This window comes from Nocardiopsis trehalosi NBRC 14201, assembly GCF_001552555.1.
Lineage (GTDB): Bacteria > Actinomycetota > Actinomycetes > Streptosporangiales > Streptosporangiaceae > Nocardiopsis_B > Nocardiopsis_B trehalosi.
On sequence record NZ_BCRK01000103.1, the window covers coordinates 1 to 22,312 of the forward strand.

The window sequence follows — 22,312 nt, forward strand, 5'->3', positions numbered from 1 at the left end:
GGCCGTCCCCTCCGGACCGTTCCGCGCCCGCGCCGCCGTGCGCCGCGCGGCCCCGGAGGACGCCCGCCGTGCCGACCGGCCCGAACCGCCGCCCGCGCCGGTCGGCGGCGGGCGCGCGGGAGGGGCGTGGCGGCGGGCCCGGGACGCTCCGGAGGACGCGGGCTCGTGGACGGCGGACGGGGACCATGCGGCACCTCCGGGGTGGGGTACCACCAGTCCACCGCGCCGCGGGCCCGGCGCGCCACCCGGATTCCCCGCCTGTGGACAACGATCGCACGCCCCCCACCTGGCCGAACGCGGACGGGTGGCCGCCGCCCCTTGTGACCGCATCGCCGGAGTATGAGACTTTCCCCCTAAGAAGCGGCGACCTCGGCCGATCCGCCCCGTGCGGGTCGGCCGCACGGACTGGTGGGGGCGGTGCTGGACACTTCTCGACCCGGGAGGCCCGGGACGGCCGGCGGGGCGGCACGATGAGCGCGTGCACCGACCCCGCCTGCCCCGGCGCGCTCCGCGACGGCGAGTGCCGCGTCTGCGGCATGGCCCCCGCCTGGTCCCTGCGGGTGGCCCGCACGCCGCACGGCGAGCGGGACGCCCGCGGCGCGTCCGACCCGGCCGACCACGACGGACCGCCGTCGGGCCCCTTCCTGCCCTCCGACCCCTTCGGCCACCGGATGTCGGTGCCGTCCGAGTGGAACGGGGTGTCGGCGACCTCGGGCCTGTCGGGCCTCGGCCTGTCCGGACTCGGCCTCTCCGGCCTCGGCCTGTCCGAGTTCGACCGGCGCCCGCCCGGCGCGCCCGCGCCGCGCGACGGCGACGCCCCCGCCGGACCGGCGGGCGACAGCAGCGGCTCCACCGGCCCGCTGGGCCGGCGCATCAGCGGCGGCCCCTCGGGGCGGATCAGCCGCCGCACCCCGGCCACGGCGCGCGGCATGCTCGGCCTCGGCATGGTGCAGGTGCCGCAGATCCCCTACCGCGACCCGGCCACCGCGGTCATGGCCGACCCGGTGGTCGCCGAGAAGAACCGCTTCTGCGGCGCCTGCGGCGGCCGGGTGGGGCGCGGGACGGCCGGCCGCCCCGGCCCGGTCGAGGGCGTGTGCGCCGCGTGCGGCACCCCGTACTCGTTCCTGCCCAAGCTGAAGAAGGGCGACCTCGTCGCCGGCCAGTACGAGGTGCTGGGCTGCCTGGCCCACGGCGGCCTGGGCTGGATCTACCTGGCGCGCGACCACAACGTGAGCGAACGCTGGGTGGTGCTCAAGGGCCTGCTGAACAGCGGCGACGCGGAGGCGCAGAAGACGGCGACGGCCGAGCGCGCGTTCCTCGCCGAGGTCGAGCACCCCAACATCGTCGGCATCTACAACTTCGTGCAGCACCCCGACCCCGGCACCGGGGTCCCCGCCGGGCACATCGTCATGGAGTACGTCGGCGGCAAGTCGCTGCGCGACCTCATCGTCGAGCGCCGCCGCGACGGCTCGGGCGACGAGGGGCTGCCGGTGGACCAGGTCATCGCCTACGGCCTGGAGGTGCTGCGCGCGCTCGGCTACCTGCACAGCAAGGGCCTGCTGTACTGCGACTTCAAGCCCGACAACGTCATCCAGAGCGAGGAGCAGATCAAGCTCATCGACCTGGGCGGCGTGCGCCGCATGGACGACCTGGTCAACCCCGTCTACACCACGCCGGGCTACCGGGTGCCCGAGAGCGAGCTGCGCGGCCCCGGCCCCTCCATCAGCTCCGACCTGTACACGGTCGGCCGGTCGCTGGCCGTGCTCAGCTTCCGGTTCAGCTTCGTCCGCGACCACCCGCACAGCCTGCCCGACGCCGCCGACGAACCGGTGCTCGCCCGCTACCCCTCCTACGACCGGCTCCTGCGCCGCGCCACCCACCCCGACCCCGAGCAGCGCTTCCACGACGCCGCCGACATGGCCGAGCAGCTCACCGGGGTCCTCCGCGAGGTGCTGGCCGACCTGCACGGCCGCCCGCACCCCGCGCCGTCGCGGCTGTTCGGCCCCGAGCACTACCGCGTCGGCGCCATCACCCCCACGGGCGGCCCGGTGGCGGGCACCGACCGGCTGCTCGTGCGCCCCGACCCCGCCGACGTCGCCGCCGCGCTCCCGGTGCCGCTCAGCGACCCGGGCGACCCGGCGGCGGGCCTGCTGGGCGGGCTGGCGTCGGTGCACCCCGAGGACGTCGTCGCGTCGCTGCGGGCGGTGCCCCGGCCGAGCCCCGAGACGCGGCTCATGCTGGCCCGGGCGCTGATCACCCTCGGCCGCCCCGCCGAGGCCGCCGCCCCGCTCCAGGAGTACGCGGTGCGCGCGCCGGGCGACTGGCGGACCTTCTGGTACCAGGCGCTGCTCGCGCTCAGCACCGGCGCCCACACCGAGGCCCGCGTCCGCTTCGACGAGCTGTACGACCACCTGCCGGGGGAGGCGGCCCCCAAGCTGGGGCTGGCCGCGGCCTGCGAGGGCGACGGCCGCCTCGACGCCGCCGCCCGCCTGTACCGGTCGGTCTGGTTCACCGACCCCGCCTACGTCAGCGCCGCGTTCGGCCTGGCGCGCATCCGCCTGGCGCAGGGCGACCGGGCGGCCGCCGTCGGCGTCCTCGACACGGTCCCCGAGAGCTCCAGCCTGCACGTGACCGCGCGCATGGCCGCCGTCGCCGCCCTCGTCACCGGCCCCGACCCGGGCGCGCTGGACGAGGCGGCGCTGCGCGGCGCCGGCGACCGGCTGGAGCGGCTCGAACTCCAGGGCGAGCCGGCGCACCGGCTGGCGGCGCGGGTGCTGGAGGCCGCGCTGGGCTGGACGCGGGCCGGCCACGCCCCCGCCGCGCCGACGGGGCTGCTCGGGGCGCCGCTGACCGAGGCCGGGCTGCGCCGCAACCTGGAGCGGACCTACCGGGCGCTGGCGCGGACCACGCTCGACCCGGCGGCCCGGCACGCCTACGTCGACCAGGCCAACGCCATCCGGCCGCGGACGTGGGTATGAGCGCCGCGCCGCGCCGGAGCGCGCCGCCGGACGCCGGCGGCGCGGCACGTCTCCGCAGAGGCGAGGATGGGGGCGGGCCGCTGGCCCACCCCGGGGCCGGGCCGGCCGGTCCCGCTGATCGGAGGCCGACCGTGCTCACCTGCCCCGCCTGCGGCGGTGCGACCACCCCCCACGACCCCGCCTGCGCGGCGTGCGGCCGGGCCGTTCCGGACCCGGCGCCGCCCGCCGCCGTCGCCGCCGCCCCGGCGGTCGGAACCGCGCCGGCGGCCGCGCCCACCGCCCCGGCCGCCCGGCCCGGAACCGGAACCGGCTCCGGGACCTGCGCCGCGTGCCGGACCCGCCCGCCCGAGGACCGCTGCCCGCGGTGCCGCCCGGGCGGCCCGGCGCCGCGCGACCACGTCGAAGCGGACCTGGCCGCCGCGGCCGGGGTGAGCGACCGGGGGCTGCGGCACGCCCGCAACGAGGACGCCATGGCGGTGCGCGACCCGGCCGACGGGGTCCCCGACGTGCTCGCCGTGGTCTGCGACGGCGTGTCGACGTCGCCCCGCCCGGACGAGGCCAGCGCCGCCGCGGCCGCCGCCGGGGCCGCCGCGCTCGCCGACGGACTCGCGTCGGGCGCCGACCCGCGCCGGGCCACCGCCGACGCGCTGGCCCGCGCCCGCGCGGCCGTCGCCGCCCTCGCCGACGGCACCGGGCCGCCCGCGCCGGCCTGCACGTTCGTCTCGGCCGTCGTACCGCCCGACGGGGCCGACGTCACCCTGGGCTGGATCGGGGACAGCCGCGCCTACTGGCTGGCCGGCGCGCCCACCGCGACACCGTCCGCCCTGCTCACCCGCGACGACTCCTGGGGTGAGGCGATGGTCTCCCTCGACGTGATGACCCCCGAGCAGGCCCGCCGGTCGCCGCACGCCCACGCGCTCACCGCGTGGCTGGGCGCCGACGCCGGCGACCACGACGGCCACGTCGCCCAGGTCGCGGTCCGCGGCCCCGGCACGCTGCTGGTGTGCAGCGACGGCCTGTGGAACTACCTGCCGGACGCCGCCGACCTGGCCGCGGCGGCGCGCCCCGCCGGCGCCGACCCGCTGGCGATCGCGCGGACCCTGGTCCGCTACGCGCTCGACGCGGGCGGCGGCGACAACGTGACCGTCGTCGCCGTCCCGGTGGCCGCCCCGCCCGGAGAGGGGGCGCCGTGACCGCCGAGGCGCCGCCGCGCCCCGACCGGCCCACCGCCCGCTCCCGCGCGGCGGAGCGGGCCCGCCGGGCGGCCGGGCGCACGACCGTGCGCGTCTGGACGCTGACGGCGGCGTGCCTGGTCGGCATCGCGGTGCTGTTCGCCGTGACCACCGGCGCGATCGCCCAGGCCCGCGACGGCTTCCAGGTCATCGGCCACGGCGCGGGCCCCAAGGTCGCGGCGACGGCCGACCTGTACTTCGCCCTCAGCGACATGGACGCCCAGGTCGCCAACGTGCTGCTGATGGGCGACGAGCACGACCTGGGCGCCGGGCGCGAGGAGGCGCTGCGACGCTACGAGCAGCGCCGCGACGACGCCGACAGCGCCCTGCTGCACGCCGCCCAGCTCGCCGAGGGCGACGACGCCGAGCAGGAGAACGTGCGCGCGGTCCTGGACGGCCTCGGCGACTACGAGCAGCTCGTCGCCGAGGCGCGGCTGCTCAACGACGAGGCGGGCGGCGGGGCCGGGCAGCCGCCCGCCGCCGTGGTCGACCGGTACCGCGAGGCCACCGACCTGATGCGGCTGGAGCTGCTGCCGAAGGCGTACAACCTGACCCTGGAGAGCGGGGCCACCGTGCGCGCCACCTACGAGGACCGGCGGTCGGCGACCCGCCTCGGCCCGGTGTGGGTGGCGCTGTCGGGCGCCGCCGCAGCGGGCGCGCTCATCGCCCTCCAGCTCTACCTCAGCGCCCGCTTCCGCCGCCGCTACAACCCCGCGCTGGTGGTGGCGACGGCGGGCGTGGTGGGGCTGGTCGGGCTGGCCACGCTCATGCTGGACGACCAGGCCCAGCAGCTGCGCACCGCCAAGGAGGACGGCCTGGACTCCGTCCTGGCGCTGTCGCGCGCCCGCGCCATCAGCACCAACATGAACGCCGACCAGAGCCGGTGGCTGCTCGACCCCGAGCGCGCCGACACCTACGCCCAAGGCTTCCTGGAGGACGCCCAGACCGTGCTCTACGTCGAGGACGCCGCCGGCGAGGTCCCCGGCGACCTGGCCGGCTACGGTGCCGAGGTCGACGACGCCGTCACCGAACGCGGCGGCTACCGGGGCCGGATGCTGGGGTTCCTCGGCGAGGAGGTGCGCGACGCCCCCCTGGCCGGGCAGGCCGCCGCCCAGCAGGAGGTGCTGCGCGCCTACGACGGCTTCCTGCGCGCCGACCGCGACATGCGGCTGATCGCCGAGTCCGGGCGCGAGCGCGAGGCCGTCAGCGCGCACATGGGCGGCGCCGGGTCGGTGGAGGACGCGTTCGACCGCTACGAGGAGGCGCTGATCGAGCTGACCGACCTGCACCGGGACACGTTCGACGAGGCGGTGCGCGCCGGCGACGACGGCGCGGCCGGCTGGGACGTGCTGCTGCCCGCCGCCTGCCTGGCCTTCGCCGTGCTCGTCCTCGCCGGGGTGCGCCCCCGGCTGGCCGAGTACCGGTAGCCCGCCGATCCCGGGACCCCCGACGGACCACCCCCGCCCAACGGACCCTCCCGCGACAAGGAGCGAAAGATGCGGTCGCGCGCCCTCGCCCTCCCCATGGCCGCCGTGCTGGCGCTGAGCGCGTGCACGGGCGCGCTCAGCGACACCGGGTCCCTGCTCGGCCGCGACACCCTGCGCATCGGCGTCAAGGCCGACCAGCCCGGCCTCGGGCTGCGCGGCCCGAGCGGTGAGTTCACCGGGTTCGACGTCGACGTGGCGCTGGACATCGCCGAGCGGCTCGGTGTGGAGCCGGCCGACGTGGAGTTCGTCGAGGTCACCTCGGCCGAGCGGGAGGAGGCCCTGCGCGAGGGGCGGGTGGACATGGTCGTCGCCACCTACTCGATCACCCCGGCCCGCAAGACCGAGGTGACCTTCGCCGGCCCCTACTACGTCGCCCACCAGGACATCCTCGTGCGCGCGGACGAGCGGTCGATCGACGACGTCCGCGACCTCGCGGGCCGCCGGCTCTGCCAGGGCGAGGGGTCCAACTCGGCCACGCGGGTGATCGGCGAGCGGGGGGTGGCCGCCCGGCTCATCGAGGCGCCCACCTACAGCGAGTGCGTGACGATGCTGGAGGAGGGCGAGGTCGACGCGGTGTCGACGGACGACCTGATCCTCGCCGGGTTCCTGCTGCGCTCGCGCGACGCGTTCCGCATCGTCAACGCCCCGTTCACCGACGAGAAGTACGGCGTGGGGGTCGCCGAGGGCGACCTGTCCGGGTGCGAGGCGGTGAACCGGGCCATCACCGACATGTACCAGGACGGCACGGCGGAGGCGCTGCTGCGGATGTGGTTCGGCGACACCGGGCTCGACCTGGTGACGTCGGTCCCCCAGTTCGAGGGGTGCTCGTGACCCGGCGCGTGCGCGGCGGGCCCCGGGCGCGAGGTGGTATACGACGTCGGTACGGGGGCGGGGCGGCCCCCGGCGAAGGGAGAGCACGCGGGTGACCATCGTGGAGTTCCTGGAGGCGCGCCTGGCCGAGGACGAGCGGGCGGCGCACGCGGCGCCGCCCGCGTCCGGCGGGCCGCCGCGCGTCGGCGCCGAGGCGGCGGCCAAGCGGCGCGTCCTCGGCGGCTACGTGGCCGCCTACCGCGCCTGCTCCGCGGCGCTGCTGGCCGGGCCGACCAGTGTGCAGTCGGTGGAGGCGGTGGCGGCGCTGTACGCGTGGCGCAGCGCCCTGGAGCACCTGGCGGCGGTCTACGCGGGTCACCCCGACTACGACCCGTCCTGGCGGCCCTGACCCGGCCCTGACCCGGCCCGGCCCGCCCCCGGCCGCCGGTGCCGCCGCGCGGCCGGCGGCCGGGCCGCGCCTCACAGGTCGAGCTGCTCCAGCGCCAGGATGTAGCCCTCGCTGTAGGTGGGGAACTGCGGGATGCCGTCGGTGAGCCGGTCGATCGGGATGGCCTCGCGGATGGCGAGGGCGGCGGTGTGGATCCACTCGCCCGCGAGCGGGGAGACCGCCCACGCGCCGATGAGGACGCGGCGCCGCCGGTCGGCGAGCACGCCGAGGCGGCCGAACGGCTCGGCCGCGTAGGTCCACGGCCGGGCCAGCCCGCTCGGCAGGTCGACCTCCGCGGCGACCACGTCGACGCCGGCCGCCCGCGCCTGCTCGGCCGTGCTGCCGACGGCGGCGATCTCGGGGTCGCTGAACACGACCCGCGGGACGGCCGTGTAGTCGGCCGTCCGGTCGATCCCGAGGATGTTGTCGGCGACCACCCGCGCCTGGTACTTCGCCACGTGGGTGAACAGGGCGACACCGGTGACGTCGCCGACCGCCCACAGCCCGTCGGCGGCCCGGCAGCGCTCGTCCACGGCGATGCCGCGCGGCCCCGCCTCGACGCCGACGTCGGCCAGGCCGAGGCCGTCGGTGCGCGGGGTGCGCCCGGTGGCGAGCAGGACGACGTCGGCGGCGATCCGCTCACCGCCGGCCAGCTCGACGACGCTGTCGGCGCCGTCGCGGAACATCCGCCGGGGTTCGGTGCCCGTGCGGACGTCGACCCCGTCGCGGCCCAGCACCTCGGCGGCGAGTTCGCCGATGCGCGGGTCCTCGCGGCTCATCAGCCGGGGGCCGCGCTGGAGCAGGGTGACCGCGCTGCCCATGCGGGCCAGGAACTGGCCCAGCTCCAGCCCGACCGCGTTGCCGCCGACGACCACCGTCCGGCCGGGGATGTCCGTCAGCGTGGTGGCCTCGCGGTTGGTCCACACCTCGACGCCGTCCAGGCCGTCGACGGGCGGCCGGACGGCGGCCGACCCGGTGGCCACGATGACGTGGTCGGCGGTCATGACCCGCCCGTCCGCCTCGACCCGCCAGGGGTCGCGCCCGGTGACCCGCGCCGCGCCCTTGACCACGGTGACGCCCTGGTCGCGGTAGCCGGCGACCTGGCGGCCGTCGTCCAGGTGGCGGATCATGCCGTCCCGGTAGGCGCGGATGGCCGCCCAGTCGGCGCGGGGCGTGTCCAGCCCGGCCACCGCGCCCGCCTCGGCGCGGGCCTCGACGGGGCGCAGCAGCGTCTTGGACGGGATGCACGCCCAGTAGCCGCACTCGCCGCCGATCAGCTCCCGTTCGACCACGGCCACGCGCCGGCCGTGCTCGACCAGCCGCGACGCGGCCACCTCGCCGCCCGGTCCCATGCCGATCACGATCGCGTCGTAGTGCCCGTCCACGCGGTTCCTCCGCTCACTGGGGAGGCGGCGGGTCGGCCCCGCCGCCGGGTGTCAGGTCCCTTGGTACGCCACCGGACGGTACCCCGGGGCCGGCGACGCGCCGCCGCGCGGTCCGGCGGACCGGGCCGGCGCGGCGGACGGGGCGGGACCGCCCGCGCGACGTGCGCCTCCGCGCAGGGGAGGCTCAGGGCACGAGGACGACCTTGCCCGTTGTGGCGCGCGTCTCCAGGGCGGCGTGGGCGTCGGCGGCGCATCGCAGCGGGAAGGCGGTCACCAGCGGGGCGAGCCGGCCGGCGGCGGCCTCGGCCAGCGCGCGGGTCTCCAGCTCCCGCAGCCCGCCGAGCCGGCGGATCGCGTGCGGGCCGATGGCCCAGGTGGCGGTGAGGCCGCGGTCGACCAGGTCGCCCGTTGTGATGGCGGTGGGTCCGCTCCCGGGGGCGTAGCCGTGGAGGAGGACCCGGCCGCCCCCGCCGAGCAGGTCGAACGCCGCGCGGCCGAGCGCGCCGCCCACCCCGTCGAACAGGACGGTGGGCGCGCGGCCGCCGAGGGCGGCGGCGACCTCCCCGGTCCAGTCGGCCGCCCGGTAGTCCACGGCGGCGTCCGCGCCGAGCCGGCGCACGACGGCCGTCTTCTCCGGGCCGCCGGCCAGGCCCACGACGGCCGCCCCGGCGGCGCGCGCCGCCTGCACGAACAGGGCGCCCATGCCGCCGGCCGCGGCGGTGACCAGGGCGGTGTCGCCGGGGCCCAGCCCGGCGAGGCCGAGCACGGCCATGGCGGTGCGGCCGGTGCCGACCATGGCCACCGCGGCGTCCGCCGCGACGTGGTCGGGCAGGGCGTGCAGGGCGGCGGCGTCGGCCACGGCCCGCTCGGCGTACCCGCCGGAGGAGCCGGGGCCGAGGTGGACGGCGACCCGCCGGCCCGTCCACGCCGGGTCGGTGCCCGGTCCGACGGCCGCGACCGCCCCGGCGACCTCGCGCCCCGGGACCATGGGCAGGACGGGGTCGGGGAAGGGGCCGCCGACCGGGCCCTCCCGCAGCCGCGTGTCGACCACGTGCACCCCGGCGGCCGCGACGTCGATCAGGACCTGCCCCGGGCCGGGGACGGGGTCGGGCACCTCCTCGATGACGAGGTTCTCGGCGGGGCCGAAGGCGTGCAGTCGGACGGCGTGCATGGCGGTGCCTCTCGATCGTCGGTGGGCACGACCGTAGAACCTCGACATTCGTTGAGGTCAAGGCGCGGCGCCGCCGGGATCAGCCGTCCAGCGCCGCCAGCAGCAGCTCCCGCACCTCCACGGCGCCCGCCGGGCGCGGGTTGGCGTAGGGCGCGGCCGCCGCCTCGCGCGCGGCGGCGTCGACGTCGGCCCGGCGCAGCCCCAGCGCGCCCAGCCCCGCCGGGGCGCCCACCGCGGCGCCGAGCGCCCGCAGCCCGCGCACCGGGTCGTCGTCGCCCAGGGCGCCGCGCAGCACGTTCATCGCGTAGGGGGTCTCGGGCGCGTTGTAGGCGAGCACGTGCGGCAGCAGCACCGCGTGCGTGGCGGCGTGCGGCAGCCCGAAGCTTCCGCCGAGGACGTGGCAGAGCTTGTGGTGCAGGCCCATGGTGGTGGCGCCCAGGCAGGCGCCGCACAGCCACGCCCCGTACTGGGCCCGGCCGCGCGCCTCCAGGGACCCGGGGTCGGCGACGACGGACGGCAGCGCGCCCGCCAGCGCCCGCACCCCCTCGGCGGCCATCAGCGACACGATCGGGGACGCGTCGGGCGCGTACAGCGCCTCGACCGCGTGCGCGAGGGCGTTCAGCCCGCTGACCCCCGACACGCCCGGCGGGAGGTCGAGGGTGAGTTCGGGGTCGTAGACCACGCCGGCCGGCAGCACCCGGGGGTCGCGGCCGGTCCGCTTGCCCTCCTCGCCGGTGATGCCCCACACCGGGGTCATCTCCGACCCCGCGTAGGTGGTGGGCACCGCGATGACCGGCACGTCCAGCTCGCGCGCCACCGCCTTCCCCAGGCCGATGGCGGAACCACCGCCCACGGCGACGCAGCCGTCGGCCCCGGCGTCGCGGGCGGTGCCGACGGCGGTGCGCGCGGCGGCCGCGGGCACGTGCGCGACGGCGTCGGCGTGCACGCCCACGCACCGCTCGCCCAGCGCGCCGGCCACCCGTTCGGCGGTGGCCGCCCGGCCGGGCGTGCTCAGGACGAGCACCCGGCGCAGGCCGAGCCGGTCGGTCTCGGCGGGCACCTCGGCCACCGCTCCGGGCCGCATCACGACCCGCATCGGCAGTGCCTCGTAGGCGAACCGGGGCGGCCATCCGTCCATGCGTCCTCCACACCGTCGCGCGTCGCGGGCCGCCGTCCCCGCCGCGGCGGCCCCCGGACGGCTACTCTGCGGCTGTTACCCGCGGCGGGATGCGGCACGTGCGACCGAGGGTACAGCGGCAGCGGCGCCGGCGGTCCGGCGGCGCCGCCGGGTACGGGCATCCCGCCGGACCCGCCCCGGGCGACGCCCGCGGCGGACCCGCGACGACGAGGAGTGAGCCGATGTCCGACACGACCGCCGGTACCCGGATGCGCCTCGACCGGCGCCCCGAGTGGGCGGCGCTGGCCGAGCACCGCGACAGGCTCGGGCGGGTGAGCCTGAGGGAGCTGTTCGCCGCCGACCCCGACCGCGCCCGCCGCCTCACGGTCCGGGTCGGCGACCTCCACGTGGACTACTCCAAGCACCTGGTCACCGACGAGACGCTCGCCCTGCTGCGCGCCCTGGCCGAGGCCACCGACGTCGCCGGGCTGCGCGACGCCATGCTGCGCGGTGACCGGATCAACGTCACCGAGGACCGCGCGGTGCTGCACACCGCCCTGCGCGCGCCCGCCGGCGCCGTCATCGAGACCGGCGGCCGCGACGTGGTGCCCGACGTGCACGCGGTGCTGGAGCGGATGTCGGGCTTCGCCGACCGGGTGCGGTCGGGGGAGTGGCGCGGCCACACCGGGCGGCCGATCCGGGCCGTGGTCAACATCGGCATCGGCGGCTCCGACCTGGGGCCGGCCATGGCCTACGAGGCGCTGCGCCCGTTCACCCGGCGGGAGCTGGAGTTCCGCTTCGTGTCCAACGTCGACGGCGCCGACCTGTACGAGTCGCTGCGCGGGCTCGACCCCGAGACCACCCTGTTCATCGTCTCCTCCAAGACCTTCACCACGATCGAGACGATCACCAACGCCACCTCGGCCCGCCAGTGGCTGCTGTCGGGGCTGGGCGGCGACACCGCCGCGGTGGCGCGGCACTTCGCGGCAGTGTCGACCAACGCGGAGAAGGTCGCCGAGTTCGGCATCGACACCGCGAACATGTTCGAGTTCTGGGACTGGGTGGGCGGCCGGTACTCCTACGACTCCGCGATCGGCCTGTCGCTGATGACCGCGATCGGTCCGGCCCGGTTCCGCGAGATGCTCGACGGGTTCCGGCTGGTCGACGAGCACTTCCGCGACGCCCCGCCGGCCGAGAACGCGCCGATGCTGATGGGCCTGCTCGGCATCTGGTACGGGTCGTTCCACGACGCCCAGTCGCACGCGGTGCTGCCGTACAGCGACTACCTGGCCAAGTTCCCGGCCTACCTCCAGCAGCTCGACATGGAGTCCAACGGCAAGTCCGTCGACCGCCAGGGCGTGCCCGTGTCCTGGCGGACCGGCCCGATCGTGTGGGGCACCCCCGGCACGAACGGGCAGCACGCCTACTACCAGCTGCTGCACCAGGGCACCGAGCTGGTCCCGGCCGACCTGATCGGGTTCGCCCGGCCGGCCGCCGAGCTGCCCGCGGAGCTGGCCGCCCAGCACGACCTGCTGATGGCGAACATGTTCGCCCAGGGGCAGGCGCTGGCGTTCGGCCGGACCGCCGAGGAGGTCCGCGCCGAGGGGGTGGCCGAGGAGCAGGTGCCGCACCGCACCTTCGCGGGCGACCGGCCGACCACCACCGTGCTGGCGCCGGAGCTGACGCCGTCGGTGCTGGGCCAGCTCGTCGCGCTCTACGAGCACAAGGTGTTCGTGCAGGGTGCGGTCTGGGACATCGACTCGTTCGACCAGTGGGGCGTGGAGCTGGGCAAGGCGCTGGCGAAGCGGGTCGAGCCGGCGCTGACCGAGGGCGCGGCCGTGCCGGGGTTGGACCCCTCGACGGCCGAGCTGGTGCGCGTGTACCGGGGGCTGCGCGGGCGCTGAGCCCCCACTGTCCAGAGGAGCGCTCCGCCGCCCGGCCGCCTCGGCCGGGCGGCGGCGGTGTCTCGGGCCTCCGGGGATCGGACGGTGCCGCAGGGAATGTTGTTCAAAATTCAACTGTTCACTAGACTGCAGGCATCGACCCGGAAGGACCAAGACCATGGACGTTCGCCCCTCGGGCATCCACCACGTGACGGCCATCGCGAGCGACCCCCAGGCCAACGCGGGCTTCTACCTCAACGCGCTCGGCATGCGGCTGGTCAAGCGGACCGTCAACTTCGACGCGCCCGACACCTACCACCTGTACTACGGCGACCGCGCGGGCAACCCGGGCACCGTCATGACGTTCTTCCCCTGGCCCGACGCGCCCCGGGGCCGGCTCGGCGCCGGCCAGGCGACCACCACCTCGTTCTCCGTCCCGGAGGGCTCCCTCGGCTGGTGGCAGCGCCACCTCGCGTCCCTCGGCATCGAGGCCGCCCGCCCCGCCGAGCGCCTGGAGGAGGACGTCCTCAGCCTGCGCGACCCCGACGGCCTGCAGATCGAGCTGGTCGCCAGCGCCGACTTCCACGACACCGACCCCTGGGACGGCGGGGGCGTGCCCACCGAGCACGCCATCCGCGGCATCCGCGCCGTGACGCTGACCGAGCACGACCTGGAGGGCACCGCCGCCATGCTCGACGGCCGGCTCGGCTTCCGCCTCGCCGCCGAGCAGGGCAACCGGTTCCGGTTCCACACCAACGAGGCCGCCGCCGGGGTGGGCACCGTGGTCGACGTCATCGCCGACCCCCGCGCCCAGCGCGGCCTGGTCGCCGCCGGCACCGTGCACCACGTCGCCTACCGCGCCCCCGACCGGCCGACCCAGGACGGCTGGCGGCGGACCCTGGCCGCCGACGGCGTGGACGTCACCGAGATCCGCGACCGGTCCTACTTCACCTCCATCTACTTCCGCGAGCCCGGCGGCGTGCTGCTGGAGATCGCCACCGACGGCCCCGGCTTCGACTACGACGAGCCGCTGCTGGAGCTCGGCCGCCGGCTCCGCCTCCCGCCGTGGCTGGAGCCGAAGCGGGAGCAGATCGAGCGCTCCCTGCCCGAGCTCACCGTCCCCGGCCAGGACTGACCCGACCAGGACCAGAGCCCCCGACCAGGACCAGGAAGGAGACCGCGATGGCCGCGGACTTCCCGCACGTCTTCGAACCGGCCGCCGACCCCGGCACCCCCGCGCTCCTGCTGCTGCACGGGACCGGCGCCGACGAGCACGACCTGCTCGGCCTCGGCCGGGCGCTCGCCCCCGGCGCGGCGCTGCTGTCGCCCCGGGGCCGGGTCAGCGAGCACGGCGCCAACCGGTGGTTCCGCCGGCTCCGCGAGGGTGTCTTCGACGTCGACGACGTCGTCGCCCGCGCCCGCGAACTGGCCGTCTGGGTGGAGGCGCAGGTGGCCGAGCGCGGCCTCGACCCCGCCCGGCTGGTCGCGGTGGGCTTCTCCAATGGGGCCAACATCGCCGCCGCCACGCTGCTGCTGCACCCCGGCCTGCTCAGCGGGGCGGTGCTGCTCGCGGCGGCGGCGCCCCTCCAGGGGCGCGAGCCCGACCCGGTCGACCTCGCGGGCACCCCGGTGTTCATCGGCGCCGGCACCGCCGACCCCATGACCCCGATCGACCAGGCCCGGCTGCTCGCCCGCCAGCTCACCGAGCGCGGGGCCGACGTCCGGCTGCGGGAGCACCCCGGCGGTCACGGGGCGCCGCCCGACGTGCTCGCCGACGCCCGCTCCTGGCTGGCCGACCGGTGACGCCGCCGCCCGGGGCGGGGCGGGCCCCCGCTCCGCCCCGTCCCCCCGGTGCCGGCGGGCCCGGGCCCACCGCGCGACGAAGTACCATGACGCCCATGGACGGGGTCCGGTGGCTCGACAGCGGCGAGCAGCGCATCTGGCGGAGCTTTCTGCGCGCCACCTCCCAGATCGAGCGCGAGCTCGACCGCGACCTCCAGGAGCGCGACGGCCTGACCCTGGTCGAGTACGGCATCCTCGTCACCCTGTCCGAGTCCGAGGGGCGCCGCATGCGCATGCGCGGCCTCGCCGACAGCGTGATCGTGTCCAAGAGCCGGCTCTCGCACCAGATCGCCCGGCTCGAACGCGCCGGGCACGTGCGCCGCGAGGACTGCTCGGAGGACCGGCGCGGATCCTGGGCGGTCCTCACCGACCAGGGCGCCGCCCTGCTGGAGCGCGCCGCGGCGGGCCACGCCGCGAAGGTGCGCGCCCGCGTCTTCGACCGGCTCACCCCCGACCAGGTCGCCGTCCTCGGCGAGGTCATGGCGGCCCTCGAGGTCGCCCCGGTCCGCCGCGCCGGACGCTGACCCGGCCGCCGCCCCGCCCCGCCCCGCCGCCCGCACGCGTCAGGGGGTGCGGCCCAGGTACGCCAGGAGCCGGTCCTGCTCCGAGGCGCCGTCGGGCACGGGCACGGCCGGGCCGCAGACCTGCGGCCCCCGGATGGTGTCGGCCAGCTCCAGCGCCTCGGCGTACACCCGCCGCACCTCCCCGGCGGGCAGCTGCTCGTCCTGCCCGGTCGCGCGGGCGATGTCCCAGGCGTGCACGAGCAGGTCCAGCCCCAGGAACCGGTCGATGGTCGCCTCGACCGTCGTCGGACCGAAGTAGCCCTCGTAGGAGGTCCCGGCGCGCTCGGGGTCGTCCAGCAGCTCCTGCAGGGCGTCGCGCGCCTCGGCCCACGCGCCGCGCGGGTCGTCGTCGACCGACCGGGTCAGCTCCAAGGGGAGGCCGGCCCAGCCCGGCATGTTCACGTGGTTGTCCAGTATGTGGCGGAGCACGTCGCGCGCCGTCCAGCCCTCGCACGGCGACGGCGCCTCCCAGCGGTCCTCGGGGACGGCGTCGACGCGGCGGGTGAACTCGGCGGCGAGCGCGCTGTAGCGCACGGAGATGTCGGTCATGCGGCCAGGATGGCGGGCCACCGGGGCGCGCGTCGTGTACGGATCGGACGTCCGGTCCGCGCGGGTCAGCGGCCGACCAGCGTGCGCGGGCTCGCGCCGGCCAGGGCGCGGGAGTCGCGGGACAGGTGCGGCTGGTCGGCGTAGCCCGCCAGCGCGGCCAGCCGGGCCAGGTCGGTGGGCGCCCCCGGGTGCCGCGCCATGCGGAGGAACCGCTGGAGCCGCAGCACCCGGCGCAGCGTGGCCGGGCCGTACCCGAACGCCGCCGTGCAGCGGCGGTGCAGCTGCCGTTCGCTCAGCCCGGTGGCGCCGGCCAGCGCGGACACCGGGGTGGCCGGGTCGCGGGTGAGCGCGGCCGTGACGGCGGCGGTCACCGGGTCGCGCGGCGGTGCGGCCTCCAGCCACCGGCGCGCCCGCGCCTCCAGCACGCCGAGCCGGTCGGCCGGGGCGGCGTCGGCCAGGCGTTCGGCCAGCTCCCGCTGCGCCCGCGAGCCCAACACGTCCTCCAGCGGCACCCGCCGGTCGCGCACCTCGGCGGCGTCGAAGCCGAGCACCGGGCCCGCCCGGCCGGGCCGGAACCGGACGCCGACCGCCTCGGTGCCGGCGGGCAGGCCGATGCGCCACGCGGTGGTCTCGGGGCCGCACACGACCACCCGGCCGCCCTCGATCCACAGCACGTCGACGCAGCCGTCGGGGACCAGCCGGTGGCCGCCCTCGATGCGCGCCGTCCACCCGGTGACCAGGTCGTCCGCCAGGTCGGGCGGTGGTGCGGCGGGCGTGAACCAGCTCATGGGCCCACTGTAGGGGCGGGCGCCGACAGGCGCCGGCGGGCGGGGCGCCCGCCCGGCCGGCGCGGGCGGTGCCGCAGACTGGAGCCGGCGGATCCCCGCCCGACCACCGCCCGACCACCACGGGAGCGCCCATGGCCCAGCCGCCCACCGCCGGCCCGCGCCTGCTCGCGATCAGCGACCTGCACGTGTCCCACGCCGACAACCGGGAGATCGCCGAGGCGCTCAAGCCCGAGACCGCCGACGACTGGCTGATCGTGGCCGGCGACGTCGCCGAGACGGTGGACGACATCGCGCGCACCCTGCGCATGCTCCGCGGCCGGTTCGCCGAGGTGGTGTGGGTCCCGGGCAACCACGAGCTGTGGACGGCCCGGCGCGACCCGGTGCGGCTGCGCGGCGCCGAGCGCTACGACCACCTCGTGGAGGTCTGCCGCGACCTCGGCGTGCACACCCCCGAGGACCCGTACCCGGTGTGGACGGGGCCGGGCGGGCCGGTGACCGTCGCCCCGCTGTTCACGCTCTACGACTACTCGTTCCACCCGCCGGGCACCTCCACCGTGGAGGAGGGGCTGGAGTACGCGCGCGGCACCGGGGTGGTGTGCACCGACGAGTACCTGCTGCACCCCGACCCCTACCCGTCGCGGGAGGCGTGGTGCGCCGAGCGCGTCGCCTACAGCGAGCGCCGGCTGGCCGCCGTCGACGGGCCAACCGTGCTGGTCGACCACTACCCGCTGGTGCGCGACCCCACGGACGTTCTGCGCTACCCCGAGTTCGCGCAGTGGTGCGGCACGGTCCGCACCGCCGACTGGCACCGGAGGTTCGGCGCGGTCGCCGTCGTCTACGGGCACCTGCACATCCCGCGCACGACCCGCCACGACGGGGTGCCCTTCCACGAGGTGTCGCTGGGCTACCCGCGCGAGTGGCGGAAATGGCCGGTGCCCGTCGAGCGGCCCGCCACCATTCTGCCCGCGCCCGCCGGCTGAGGCCGGCCGCCCGGCCCGCACACGGGCGGCCCGCGCCCGCCCGGTGGGCGGACGCGGGCCGTATGGTCCCGCGCGGGCTCAGGGCGCGCCGCGCCCGCGCCGGGCCACGGCGCCCAGGCAGACCATGCCCAGCCCGAGCACCAGGTGCAGCCAGTTGTCGGCCGCGTTGACCGGTACGAAGTTCGCCGCCGAGTCGTGCCCGACCACCAGCCCGTACACCCAGAGCACCAGGTAGACGGCGCCGCCGCCGAACAGGTACGCCCGGGCGGCGCCCGCGCCCACCGCGGCGGCGCCCAGGCCGAGCACGCCGAACAGCAGGTGGACGATGTTGTGCAGCACCGACACCTGGAAGACGCCGAACAGCGCGGCCTCGGAGTGGTGTCCGGCGAACCGCAGGGTGTCGTAGCCGGTCGTCACCCCGGGCACGAACCCCAGGATTCCCACCAGCAGGAACACCGCGCCGACCACGGCCGCAAGAACGCGCGCCGGGCCGCGGGTGGCGTCGGCGACCGTGCGGTCGCCCCTTCCTCGCGCCATACCGTCCGCCCCCTCGGCGTCAGGAGTCCCGGTCCGGGTTCTGGAGTTGGAAGAAGTTGCTGGTCTGCCCGTCCTTCTTGTGCTCCTGGTAGATGAAGCGCAGGCCGCGCTCGTCGAAGGTGCGGAACCAGTCGTCCCAGGAGACGTGCTCCAGGCGCTCGCCGCCGGACCCCCCGAAGTCGAACAGCAGGCGGCCGGGCCGCCCGTCGTACTCGCTGCCGGGGACGGTCGACGGGGTCGCGCCGCGCTCGTCGGCCCACTGCCGGATGACGTCGTGGTCGGTGGTCACCAGGCTCTGCCCCGGGTGGTCCTCGTGCTGATCGGGGGAGGTGATGTGCTGCTGGCCGCTGGACATGGCGGGACGCCTCCTTTGCTCCGACTGCGATCGGCCGCCCGGCCCGCTGCCCCGAACACCGCACCCCTACCGTCAGTGGACGATGTTTCCCGAGGTCGCCGCGTCCTTCCGGGCCGCGCGGGCGCGCATCGCGCGCAGCGTCCGGGCCAGGGCCGCGCCGTAGACCACGTGGGCCGCCGCCATCGTCAAGGTCCGGCCCGGCGCGTCGCGGTGCGCCGGCGGCTGCACGCGCAGCGCGGGCACCCAGCCCTCATAGGACGCCGCCCACACCAGCAGGGCGTAGCCCACGCCGGTGGGAATCCCCGGCCGCCGCCGCCCGGTCAGCACCCCGAACACCGCCCCCGCCCCGGCGCCGAACGCCAGGTGGGCCGCCGCGCTCGCCGGGTCCTCGCCCGTCCGGGGGAGCGCCTGGTGGCCGCCCGGCAGCAGCCGGCGCACCAGCAGCTTGGGCGGGTCCTGCCCCATGGCCCCCGCCTTCTTCGCAGCGGACATGACGCCGGTCATCAGCGTCGTCGCCGCCACCCCCGCCGCGGCGCCCTGCAGCGCCGACCGTATCGGTCGCATCGTTTCCTCCCGCGTCCGTCACCGTTGCTCGTGCCCTGCGGCTACCGCCGGGGAGGCACGGCAAACCCGCGGCGGGCCGGGCCGCGCCGCGGAATGGGACGGAACAGGGCGCCCGCTCCCGCATGGATGTGCGGCGCGGGGGGTAGCGGGGGTCCAACGCGCCGGGTTCAACCCAGAGCTCGACGGGTGAGCGTGGTCGGCGGTGGACCGCGGCCGCCCCGGTCACGCGTCCGCGCGCCGCCCCGAGCTACCTGCGGGGCGGCGCGCGCGCACCTGTGTCAGTGCGCGGGCTGCTGGCTCTCCTGCACGATGCGGTCGGCGATCTCGCGAAGCTTGGTGTTGGTGTTCTGCGACACCTTGGCCATCATCTCGAACGCCTGGTGGGCGCCCACCTTGTGGCGCTGCATCAGGATGCCCATGGCCATGCCGATGCTCTCGCGGGAGTCCATCGCGGCGCGCAGCGACTGCTCCAGCTGCACCGCCGACAGCGCCACCCCGGCGTGCGCCGCGTAGATGAGCGCGACCTCGCGCGCGGCGGCGTCGAAGCCGCGGGGGGTGTTCGCGTAGAGGTTGAGGGCGCCGACCATGCCGCGCGGGCTCGACAGCGCGCACGACAGCACGCTGCCCACCCCGAGCTCCTTGACGCGCTCGGCGAACTTGGGCCAGCGGGGCTCGTCGGAGACGTCCTCGATGAGGTACCAGGGCGCGTCGGTGCGGGCGGCGTCCAGGCAGGGGCCCTCGTTCAGCTCGTACTGGATCTGGTCGGCGACCTCGGCGACCTCGCCGACGCACGCCAGGGAGGTGACGGTGCGGCCGGGCTGGATGAAGGTGACACTCGCGGCCTCGCAGCCGTCGACCGTCCGCGTGGCGAGTTCGACGACGTGCTGCAGCGTGGTCTCGACGGCCCCGCGAGCGGCGAGCTCCTGGGCGATGTCGGCGAATCTGCGCGCCAGTTCCCGATCGGACTGCAATGGGGCCTCCCATCATCGAGACCACCGGCGAGGAGGGCTCGCGGGGGGTCGGACGCCCGCTGGAGGGCTCCATCCCTAATGATGCAGCCTGCCACGAGCGGTCGGCGCGGGTCTCTCGGCCCTTTCGCGGAGCGGATCACGGCGGCGGGCGGGGCCCGGCGCGGTTCCGTCGCGGGAGCTGGAGGAACAGGCGCGGACGCCGTGATGAAATTAACCGAAATCCGATAAATCGGACGTATGGGGTGGCCCGGTCCGGGGGTGGGGCGCCCGGCCGGAGGACCGCGGCCGCGCTAGGAGATCGCCCGGAGACCGCCGTGCGACCGGGACCGGAGGCGGGCGACGGCCTGGGCCGTCGCGTCGTCCGCGGGGAGGAGGACCAGCAGCTGCTGGTCGTCCGCCGGGACGTCGAGGAACTCGCGGTCCAGACGCAGCTCCTCCCCTGACGGGTGGGCGAGCCGGAGCGTCCCGCGCAGGGGGACCACGTGGCGGTTCTGCCGCCGGGTGAGTTCGGGGCCCGCGGCGGGGGCGAGGTCGGCGAGGAGCCACTCGGCGTTCTCGATGGACGGCCCGTGCCACAGGTCGAACGCCTGCTCGTCGGCGACGTCGCTCCAGTCGGGGAAGAGCGTCCGGGCGCGGGGGTCGGTGAACACGAACCGGGTGAGGTTCGGGGCCTCGGCGTCGAGCAGGCCGGTGCCCTCCATCACCGCCGCGTACGCCGCGGTGTGGGCGAGGACGTCGCCCAACCGGTTGGTCACCACGGCGACGCCGGGTTCGAGCAGCCGCAGCGTCCGCAGAACGGACGGCCGCACCCGCCGGGGCGGGGGTGCGAGCCGGGGGTGCGCGGAGCACTCCCCACCGGTGATCTTCGCGAGGTAGCGCAGGTGGGAGCGCTCGGCGGGGGAGAGGCTGAGGGCGTCCGCGACCGCGTTGACCACGGACAGGGAGGGGTTGCGGTCGCGGCCCTGCTCCAGCCGGGTCAGGTACTCGACGCTGATGCCGGCGCGCCCCGCGAGGTCCGAGCGGCGCAGGCCCGGCGACCGGCGGCGGCCGTGGTCCGGCAGCCCCAGCGACTCCGGCTGGATGCTGTCGCGCTTGATCCGGATGAAGTCTCCCAGCGGCGTTCCCATGCCGGGAAGCATAGGGCGGCGTCCGGCGCGCGGGCAGACCGCAGCATGGCCCTGCGGGGGCCAGCCTGAGCGCGGTCTGGCTCCGGCCGGGGCGCGGGCCGATCGTTGCGGCCATGGAGAACACACAGCGGGGCACCGAGGCCCCCCACAGGCTCGTGATCATCGTCGGAAGCGTCCGGGAGGGCCGGTTCGGCCCCACCGTGGCGTCGTGGGTCGCCGAACAGGCCCGGGACCACGGCGGGTTCGAGGTGGACGTCGTCGACCTCGCCGAGGTCGACGTCCCGCTCGTCCTGCCCGCGGTGCCGCCGCTGCTGGCCGGCGACGACTACCCCCGCCCGGCCGGGATGGCGCGGTTGACGGCGGCGCTGGAGGGCGCCGACGCGTTCATCATCGTCACGCCGGAGTACAACCACAGCTACCCCGCGTCACTCAAGGCGGCCATCGACTGGCACTTCACCCAGTGGGCCGCCAAGCCCGTGGCCTTCGTCGGCTACGGCGGCGCGTCGGGCGGCCGGCACGCGGTGCTGCACCTGGAGAACGTGCTGTCCGAGCTGCACGCGGTCCCCATCCGCGACGGCCTGTCCTTCCCGAGCTACTTCACCACGTGGCAGGACGGCCGACCGCTCGACACCGCCACCGAGGGCTACGCCAAGACACTGCTCGACCAGCTGAGCTGGTGGACGAGCGCCCTCCGCACGGCCCGCGACGCCGCCCCCTACCCGGCATAGCCGCAGCAGATGCGAAGCCCGCCACCCCCGCCCCACGCCGGAGGCGCGGCGCACCCGCGCCACGCCGCCGCCCCGACCCACCCCGGCACGGCCCGGGCACACAGCGTTCGGAACACGCCCGCCCGGCGCGCAGTGGGCGGGAACACGGCCGCCGGGGCACATTGGGCGGGAACGCCCCCCGCCCGGGGTACAGCGGGCGGGAACGCCCCCTGCCCGGGGCGCAACGGGCGAGAACGCGGCCGCCGGGGCACAGCGGCTGGAAACGCGGCCGTCGGGTGCGGCCGCGTTTCCAGCCGTCGGCCGCGCGGTACACCGGCGGAGATATCCGGACGCCGTGCCGAACCCCGCAGACCGGGCAGGCAATGGGCCACCCGACACCGCGACCGGGGGCAGCACCAGGACGCTGCCCGTCCACCTGAGTCGGCGGCCGGGTGCCCTCCACCGGGCCCGCGGCGCCGCGTCCGGGAGGCGCGGTGCCGGCCCGATGGGTCCGGACGGGTGCGCGTCGGGGCACGGTGGGCCGGGGACGGCCGTGGGCCTGCGGGACGTTTCGGGGGCGGTATCCGCACCGCCGCCCCGGGGGCGCTGCGTCCGGGTGTGGGGGCGGTTCGTGGGATCTGGGCGGTGCGGGTCGGGGGTACGGCGGGTGGGGCGGTCGTGGTCGCTCGGCGCTTTGGGGTCGGTGTCCGGATCGCCGTCTCGGGCCCGCAGGCCGGACGGGTCGGGTGGGGCGTCGGCCGCTGTGGTGGGTGGCGCTAGGTCGTGTTTTGTGGATCATCCCGGGCTCGCGACCACCA

At 76.8% G+C, this 22,312-nt stretch carries 21 protein-coding genes; 11 read left to right on the forward strand and 10 right to left on the reverse strand.

The genetic code is table 11. The features are described from left to right. Positions 1-470 precede the first annotated feature (470 nt). The 5 genes from NT8_RS17725 (at position 471) to NT8_RS17745 (ending at position 6,916) form a co-directional block, all read left to right on the forward strand. On the forward strand, positions 471-2,978 hold the full coding sequence (locus NT8_RS17725) for a serine/threonine-protein kinase (protein ID WP_067970832.1): 2,508 nt from the start codon (positions 471-473) through the stop codon (positions 2,976-2,978). Positions 2,979-3,109: 131 nt separating this feature from the next. Beyond that, complete coding sequence (locus tag NT8_RS30440; RefSeq protein ID WP_245646230.1) at positions 3,110-4,171, forward strand: PP2C family protein-serine/threonine phosphatase; 1,062 nt, start codon at positions 3,110-3,112, stop codon at positions 4,169-4,171. Then, positions 4,168-5,637: a hypothetical protein gene (locus NT8_RS17735; protein WP_084469049.1), complete on the forward strand. Its 1,470-nt coding sequence runs from the start codon at positions 4,168-4,170 to the stop codon at positions 5,635-5,637. Before NT8_RS30440 ends, NT8_RS17735 begins: the two co-directional genes overlap by 4 nt. A gap of 69 nt (positions 5,638-5,706) precedes the next feature. Then, on the forward strand, positions 5,707-6,528 hold the full coding sequence (locus NT8_RS17740) for a glutamate ABC transporter substrate-binding protein (protein WP_067970834.1): 822 nt from the start codon (positions 5,707-5,709) through the stop codon (positions 6,526-6,528). Between the two features lie 91 nt (positions 6,529-6,619). Then, positions 6,620-6,916, forward strand: coding sequence for a DUF6221 family protein (locus NT8_RS17745; protein ID WP_067970836.1), 297 nt, complete (start codon positions 6,620-6,622; stop codon positions 6,914-6,916). 71 nt (positions 6,917-6,987) lie between these two features. On the opposite strand, the gene NT8_RS17750 is transcribed toward NT8_RS17745, so the two are convergent. The 3 genes from NT8_RS17750 to NT8_RS17760 all read right to left on the reverse strand — a co-directional run bounded on the left by NT8_RS17750 (position 6,988) and on the right by NT8_RS17760 (position 10,649). Continuing rightward, on the reverse strand, positions 6,988-8,340 hold the full coding sequence (locus tag NT8_RS17750; RefSeq protein WP_084469050.1) for a dihydrolipoyl dehydrogenase family protein: 1,353 nt from the start codon (positions 8,338-8,340) through the stop codon (positions 6,988-6,990). A gap of 184 nt (positions 8,341-8,524) precedes the next feature. Continuing rightward, complete coding sequence (locus tag NT8_RS17755) at positions 8,525-9,511, reverse strand: zinc-binding dehydrogenase (RefSeq protein WP_067970838.1); 987 nt, start codon at positions 9,509-9,511, stop codon at positions 8,525-8,527. A 79-nt stretch (positions 9,512-9,590) separates the two neighbouring features. After that, the gene (locus NT8_RS17760; protein WP_067970841.1) at positions 9,591-10,649 is read right to left on the reverse strand and encodes a maleylacetate reductase; all 1,059 of its coding nucleotides are present in this window, start codon (positions 10,647-10,649) and stop codon (positions 9,591-9,593) included. A 221-nt stretch (positions 10,650-10,870) separates the two neighbouring features. On the opposite strand from NT8_RS17760, the gene pgi reads away from it, so the two are divergent. The 4 genes from pgi (at position 10,871) to NT8_RS17780 (ending at position 14,877) form a co-directional block, all read left to right on the forward strand. Further along, positions 10,871-12,532 (forward strand): glucose-6-phosphate isomerase, encoded by a 1,662-nt coding sequence (gene pgi, locus NT8_RS17765; RefSeq protein WP_067970843.1) that lies wholly within the window; start codon positions 10,871-10,873, stop codon positions 12,530-12,532. A 157-nt stretch (positions 12,533-12,689) separates the two neighbouring features. Further along, entirely contained in the window at positions 12,690-13,646 is a 957-nt protein-coding gene (locus NT8_RS17770; protein WP_067970845.1) for a VOC family protein, read from the forward strand. A 47-nt stretch (positions 13,647-13,693) separates the two neighbouring features. Then, positions 13,694-14,314 (forward strand): alpha/beta hydrolase, encoded by a 621-nt coding sequence (locus NT8_RS17775; protein ID WP_067970847.1) that lies wholly within the window; start codon positions 13,694-13,696, stop codon positions 14,312-14,314. A gap of 86 nt (positions 14,315-14,400) precedes the next feature. Continuing rightward, positions 14,401-14,877 (forward strand): MarR family winged helix-turn-helix transcriptional regulator, encoded by a 477-nt coding sequence (locus NT8_RS17780; RefSeq protein ID WP_067970849.1) that lies wholly within the window; start codon positions 14,401-14,403, stop codon positions 14,875-14,877. Positions 14,878-14,916: 39 nt separating this feature from the next. Here NT8_RS17780 and NT8_RS17785 read toward each other — a convergent pair whose 3' ends face one another. Further along, positions 14,917-15,465, reverse strand: a complete 549-nt coding sequence (locus NT8_RS17785; protein ID WP_067970851.1) for a TIGR03086 family metal-binding protein — start codon at positions 15,463-15,465, stop codon at positions 14,917-14,919. A gap of 65 nt (positions 15,466-15,530) precedes the next feature. After that, positions 15,531-16,253, reverse strand: coding sequence for a helix-turn-helix domain-containing protein (locus NT8_RS17790; protein WP_067970852.1), 723 nt, complete (start codon positions 16,251-16,253; stop codon positions 15,531-15,533). Positions 16,254-16,384: 131 nt separating this feature from the next. Between NT8_RS17790 and NT8_RS17795 the strand changes: the two genes are divergently transcribed. Beyond that, on the forward strand, positions 16,385-17,233 hold the full coding sequence (locus NT8_RS17795) for a metallophosphoesterase family protein (protein WP_067970854.1): 849 nt from the start codon (positions 16,385-16,387) through the stop codon (positions 17,231-17,233). 78 nt (positions 17,234-17,311) lie between these two features. On the opposite strand, the gene NT8_RS17800 is transcribed toward NT8_RS17795, so the two are convergent. The 5 genes from NT8_RS17800 to NT8_RS17820 form a co-directional block, all read right to left on the reverse strand. Continuing rightward, on the reverse strand, positions 17,312-17,770 hold the full coding sequence (locus NT8_RS17800; protein WP_084469051.1) for a DUF4383 domain-containing protein: 459 nt from the start codon (positions 17,768-17,770) through the stop codon (positions 17,312-17,314). 19 nt (positions 17,771-17,789) lie between these two features. Beyond that, positions 17,790-18,125 (reverse strand): hypothetical protein, encoded by a 336-nt coding sequence (locus NT8_RS17805; protein ID WP_067970856.1) that lies wholly within the window; start codon positions 18,123-18,125, stop codon positions 17,790-17,792. 72 nt (positions 18,126-18,197) lie between these two features. Then, the gene (locus NT8_RS17810; protein ID WP_067970858.1) at positions 18,198-18,689 is read right to left on the reverse strand and encodes a hypothetical protein; all 492 of its coding nucleotides are present in this window, start codon (positions 18,687-18,689) and stop codon (positions 18,198-18,200) included. Between the two features lie 278 nt (positions 18,690-18,967). Then, complete coding sequence (locus NT8_RS17815) at positions 18,968-19,660, reverse strand: GAF and ANTAR domain-containing protein (RefSeq protein ID WP_067970860.1); 693 nt, start codon at positions 19,658-19,660, stop codon at positions 18,968-18,970. A gap of 290 nt (positions 19,661-19,950) precedes the next feature. Next, positions 19,951-20,787 (reverse strand): helix-turn-helix domain-containing protein, encoded by an 837-nt coding sequence (locus NT8_RS17820; protein WP_067970870.1) that lies wholly within the window; start codon positions 20,785-20,787, stop codon positions 19,951-19,953. 113 nt (positions 20,788-20,900) lie between these two features. Here NT8_RS17820 and NT8_RS17825 point away from each other — a divergent pair, with 113 nt between their 5' ends. Beyond that, complete coding sequence (locus tag NT8_RS17825; protein ID WP_067970861.1) at positions 20,901-21,515, forward strand: NADPH-dependent FMN reductase; 615 nt, start codon at positions 20,901-20,903, stop codon at positions 21,513-21,515. Positions 21,516-22,312: the final 797 nt, after the last annotated feature.